This window comes from Cupriavidus sp. 05N39 (assembly GCF_056397325.1).
This window is the reverse complement of sequence record NZ_JBFTNE010000225.1, coordinates 1-2,936: the sequence shown is the minus strand read 5'-3', so window position 1 is coordinate 2,936 and position 2,936 is coordinate 1. Positions and strand designations below refer to the sequence as shown.

At 66.1% G+C, this 2,936-nt stretch carries 3 protein-coding genes; 1 reads left to right on the top strand and 2 read right to left on the bottom strand.

Annotated features, from left to right (window positions below; translation table 11 throughout):
* Positions 1-180: 3-keto-5-aminohexanoate cleavage protein (locus AC1DN0_RS40830; protein WP_477102143.1), on the bottom strand; the 180-nt coding region annotated here is incomplete at its 3' end.
* 2 nt (positions 181-182) lie between these two features.
* On the bottom strand, positions 183-1,130 hold the full coding sequence (locus tag AC1DN0_RS40825) for a universal stress protein (RefSeq protein ID WP_441637650.1): 948 nt from the start codon (positions 1,128-1,130) through the stop codon (positions 183-185).
* A 375-nt stretch (positions 1,131-1,505) separates the two neighbouring features.
* Between AC1DN0_RS40825 and AC1DN0_RS40820 the strand changes: the two genes are divergently transcribed.
* The coding region (locus AC1DN0_RS40820; protein ID WP_477146594.1) for a winged helix-turn-helix domain-containing protein at positions 1,506-2,936 on the top strand (1,431 nt) is incomplete at its 3' end.

Genomic DNA, 2,936 nt, shown 5'->3' with positions numbered 1-2,936 from the left:
GAGGTGCAGCACCGTGGCACCGGCGTTGTAGCAGTCAACGGCCTTTTGCACCTGTTCCTCCATCGTCACCGGAATGTCTTCGGGGAAATCCGCCGGCATCCACTCGGGGCCGTAAGGCGCCACGGTGATGACCACTTTGTCCTGGTTCTCGGGGTGCAGGGAATCGTCGAGGAATTGCATGTTTAGTCCTTGTCGGGTTGGGGCAGAGTCAATTGCGTCAGCAGCTCTGCAAAGCTGGCGTCGGAGCGTATCCCGACGTGGTGAGTCACTGCGGGGGTCAGTGCCAAATGCACATCGTTCCAATCGCCCTCGGTCAAGTGGCGGCGCGCCGCCGGGAGCACAACGCCTTCTTCGCGGCCCATGTATTCCCATACCTGGCGGGCATACTGCTCGACGGCCTGGGCTAGCGCCGCAAAGGCGGGGGCGCTGCCGTCGGCTTGCTCCACTTGCGTGGCAAGCTCATCCAGCAGGCTCTGTTGACGCAAGTGCTGGCGGGACAACTCGTCCAGTTCCGCGCGCATGGCCTCGCTGCGCCGGCCCAGGCGGCGGAATAACGTGACCTCCTTGCGCTGCAGCAGCGGATGGACCACCAAGCGAACGTACTCGATCGCCGCCAGCAGCGGAGCCGAGGCCATTGACGCGCCCGGCGGGGGCGGCGTTTCGAGGAGGTTCAGCCAGGCATGCAGCAGCGCGGTCAGGCGCTTGTACTCGCTGTGCAGCAGATCGATAGCCGGAATGGGCGCGGGTACGCAGTTGGCGCCGATTGACAGCACCGGAATGCGGGCATGCACCAGCATGTGGCGGGCAGCGGAGGACAGCTCCGCGAGTTGCCCCGTGCCATGGGCGAGGACAATCGCGTCGCAGCCCGCCTGGTCCGCCGCGGCCAGTAACGCGCGCGCCGGCTGCTCGGCAACGATGCTGGCCACCGTGCTTGTCAAGCCTTGCGCACGCGCTGCCGCATCGGCACGGACGAGTGCCTCGCGGGCCTGCGACGGGCCGCGCGCGCCTGCCGCCTGCGCGTACCGGAAGCTGATGCGCGCGCCGTGGCTGCGAGCCAGTGCGATGGCTTGCGCCGTTGCATTGGCGCCGTGATCGCTAGGATCGACAGGAACAAACAGATGGCGGAACATGTTTCGAGGCCGGTTTCGGGTCAGAGCGAGATGGATGCATTGGCGGGCGCTTGTGCCTGCCGGCGCATGGCATGCATAGCCGTGGATAACCTTGTGATCGCTGCAGGCCCGGGATTGGCGCCTGGCGTCGTCGCGATTGCGTGGTTGGTTGCCGGCATTGCATCACTTTCGTGGTTGTATTGCATGGATTGGATGTTAGGAGCGTGCGGGTGGGAGGCTCCCCCCAGCGGCGGGGGGGAACGGCACAGGGATATCCCTGGGAGCGGCCTTCGACGCGCCTGGCCTGTCTATAATCGCCGGCACTGGCGATCCGCCCCATCCCATCCGGCTCTTCTGCCCATCCACGCGAACGGCATAGCCTGCCGGGCTTATTCGATGACAAATTCCACCAGTGGCACTGGCGTCACAGCATCGGCATTCCCGCTCAAGACCAGTCCACCGCGCGGACCGCGCCACCTCCTTGCGCGCCGACGCCTGCGCTCGGACTGCGAGCACTTTGTCGACAGGCCCGTGACGATCGCGCAAGCGCCTGCCGGCTTCGGCAAGACATCCCTGCTGATCCAGTGGCACCGCGAGTACATCATGCGCGGCAGCGCGGTTGCCTGGCTGTCATTGGACGAGCATGACGATCCGGGGCGCTTGTTGACAGGGCTCGCGAGCGCGATTCGCTCAGGCTGCGGGCGGCCAGCATTCGGCAGACGGCTGCCGGACGGGGATGGATCGTCCCGCGGGCCGCTGGAAGGCTTCACCGCGTGGCTGGCGGAGATTGCGCACGTTGCGCTCGATATCGTCCTGATACTCGATGAAGCCGAGCGGCTGCCGGAATCCAGCCGCGATGCGTTGATCTACCTGCTCAACAACCTGCCACCCAACCTGCGCATCGTGGTGGCGGCCCGGGGCGGGTTCGACACGGTCATCGAGCGGCTGGGCCCCTATGACCAGTGCGTGAAGGTCGATGCCGGGACGCTGCGTTTCCGCCTGGAAGAGACGATCGCACTGATCGGCAGCCACTTCGACGCCAGTGTCGAAGCCGACGCGAGCGCCAGGCTGCATGACGCGACCGAGGGCTGGCCGCTCGGCCTGCAACTCGCGCTGGCCGCAATCACCCATGCGCCCGATCCCGTTGCCGCTATCGATGCCTTCGCCAACAGCACCGGCGGCATGCGCGAGCACTTCGTGACCGCGCTGCTCGCCCGGCTCTCCGATGCGGATACCGGATTCCTGACGCGTATCTCGATTGTGGAGTTGTTGCATGCCGATCTTTGCCGCGCCGTGACGGGGTTGCAGGATGCGAAGGAGCGCCTGCAGCGTCTTATGCATGACACGCCGATGTTTGTCGTCGCGGACCAACATGGCGAGTGGTTCCGCCTGCATGCATTGGCACGCGATGCGCTGCGCGCCCGGCTGACGGACCTCCCGGCGCAGGAACTCGAAGGGATGCACGATCGCGCCATGCACTGGCTTGCCGATCATGGCATGACCGAAGCTGCCGCGCGCCACGCGCTTGCCAGCGGCCAGCGCGAGACCGCCTACGGCCTGGCGCAGCGCTGCCTGCATGAGGCGGCGACGCGCGGTCAATTGTCAGCCGTGCTCGAATGGCTCAAATGGCTGCCCGAGTCCGAACTGGACAAGCATCCACGCCTGCGCCTCGCGGTGGCATGGGCGCTGGCGCTGAGCGAGCGTCATCAGCAGGCCGAGGCGCAAGTGCGCAAAATCCTCCACCACGCGACACCGGACGACGCCATGCGCTACGAGATCGATCTGATCCTGAGCGCCGCCGCCTATTACGCGGACGAGCCGGATTTT

What these genes read in the sequence shown, in the direction of transcription:
- AC1DN0_RS40825 (WP_441637650.1), bottom strand. Translation starts at nt 1,130, where the DNA reads ATGTTCCGCCATCTGTTTGTTCCTGTCGATCCTAGCGATCACGGCGCC.